Origin of the sequence: Olsenella sp. AGMB03486 (assembly GCF_040884255.1) — a bacterium.
GTDB lineage: Bacteria > Actinomycetota > Coriobacteriia > Coriobacteriales > Atopobiaceae > Olsenella_L > Olsenella_L kribbiana.
On record NZ_JBEVTM010000052.1, the window covers coordinates 1 to 1529 of the forward strand.

Annotated in this window: 1 protein-coding gene; it reads left to right on the plus strand. The window is 65.3% G+C overall.

Annotation, left to right across the window (positions count from 1 at the left end; translation table 11 throughout):
* The first annotated feature begins 240 nt into the window (after window positions 1–240).
* Window positions 241–1512, plus strand: a complete 1272-nt coding sequence (locus ABVS03_RS11505) for an IS110 family transposase (RefSeq protein ID WP_368019212.1) — start codon at window positions 241–243, stop codon at window positions 1510–1512.
* The last annotated feature ends 17 nt before the right edge of the window (window positions 1513–1529 follow it).

A 1529-nucleotide genomic window follows, 5' to 3' on the forward strand; every position in this document is an offset into this window, starting at 1 on the left:
ACGCAGGCTGCATGGCACTGCATGCGGCATGGTGACCCTACAATGTGGTGACGTCTCATCGCTGTCCTTCTCCTGATGTGTCCCATGCCGCACAGCCGTGTCCCGCCGACGGCGTGACCTGATAGAAGCCTGGGGACGGATTGCTGGCTGCGGAAGCTGCACCCCTCCCGTCGGAGCGCTGTCCGCCCGGAGCGGGATGCGCCGGCCATGCCTGGCCATCGGCAGAAAGGGGCGGCCATCATGGATGTCAGCTATGGGAATGTGCCCGATGGAGCGGTCTGGGCAGGCATCGACACGCACGCAGATAGCAACTGGCTCTCGGTCGTCGATGCGCGCGGAAGGGAGCTGCGCTCGGAGCAGCTGCCGGCGACGGCGGACGGCTGCAGGCAGGCTGCCGAAATCATTCTTGCCATGGGCGCACCGGTGTCGGTGGGCGTCGAATGCACAGGGTCGTATGGTGCAGGGATTGCCAGGGAGCTTGCCGGAAGGGGCATCCCCTGCTACGAGGTCGTCACTCCCGGCCGTCCCGGCCGTGGGCGCGGATGCAGCAAGGACGATGCCGCAGATGCGCTCAGGGCAGCGCTGCAGGCGCTCTCCGGAAGGGATCTTGCAGTCCCGAAGGCACGCAATGGATGGGTCGAAGGAGTGCGTGCGCTCTACGTCGTGCGTGAGAGCCTCGTGAGGGCATGCACCTCCTATGCCAACCTCGGGATTGCCATCGTGCGGGAGGCGCCCGATCCGGTCAGGTCCTCCTTCGCGGGGCTGGGAGCAGCGGGCATCATGCGCAGATGCGCCTTGTCAGGCATGCCTGCCGGCTGCAGCGGCGTGGCAGGCGCTGTGATGCTTGCGCTCTGCAGGCTAGCCGAGGCATGGCTTGAGGCACGTAAGGCTGCAGACGAACTCGAGCATCGCATAGCGGAGATGGTCAGGGCCGGCAATCCGGCCCTTGCATCGATGTATGGATGCGGGCCGCTCGGTGCAGCGGCCCTTGCGATCGCAGCTGGAGACAATCCGAGCCGCATGCACTCGGAAGCTGCCTTCGCGGCGCTCTGCGGCGTCTCGCCTCTCAGAGCATCGAGCGGAAAGACCAGGCGGCACAGGCTCAGCCGCGGAGGCGACAGGCGCGCGAACAGGGCGCTGCACGTGATCGCAATACACAGGATGAGGAGCGATCCGAGGACCATTGCCTATGCAGAAAGGAGGCGAAGGGAAGGCCTCTCCGACAGGGAGATACGCCGCTGCCTAAAGCGCTACATAGCGCGCGAGGCATACCGCTGCCTCATGCATCCCTTCGACCTGGGCAAGTCCGGTACAGGCCCGGAGCTCAGACAGGAGAGGATCGCTGCCGGCGTGACGCAGAAGGCAGCAGCGTCTGCTCTCGGTGTGACAGCCTCCACGCTCTGCGACCTCGAGCTGGGACACCACCAGTTCAGGGAGCTTGCGCAGAGATACCGGCGCTGGATAGACGATGGCTTCCCGATGGATCCCGATCCGGACTCGGATGGGGATTGACACCAATAGAAGCATCA